Below are 458 nucleotides of genomic sequence, written 5' to 3'. Positions count from 1 at the left end.
CAGAGCCGGAAGCTGCATCCGTAGCGGAAACCGATGGTAAAGCCTTTCCTCAGCCAGCAGGTGTTGCGTTACCAGTCCAGGAAACGACGACACAGGAAGAAATGAAAACAGAAATCGTGGAAGACATTGTGAAGTTACAGCCATCGGTCACCGAAACGAAAGCAGATGACCTGATTCTACCATCGCTGCATGTGGCTAACCGCGAGCTGCGCCGGGCAAAAGGTCAGGTTCAGAAGTGGGAGCGAGTCTGCGCCGCGCTGCGGGAGCTGAACAAGTGCCGGGATATTCTCCGGGATATTACCGCCACCAGAGAACAGCAGCGGTGAGTGTGTGGAAGACGTGGTGCCGGGCTGAAATTCTGATACTCCGGCAGTGCGCGGGAACAATGAAGGTAAAAAGCATTGGCGCGCTTATCGGACGAACTGAAGCGGCAGTGAGAACGAAGGCACGGGAGCTGG

1 protein-coding gene is annotated in these 458 nt (G+C 55.7%); it reads left to right on the top strand.

Annotated elements, in window-relative coordinates; all coding sequences use genetic code 11:
• The coding region (locus tag AC3DE3_RS17350; RefSeq protein WP_488370864.1) for a DUF1627 domain-containing protein at positions 1-326 on the top strand (326 nt) is incomplete at its 5' end.
• Between the last annotated feature and the right edge of the window lie 132 nt (positions 327-458).

Source organism: Dietzia sp. IBK-p2-16D, assembly GCF_057773085.1.
This window is presented reverse-complemented; position numbering and strand designations above follow the sequence as displayed.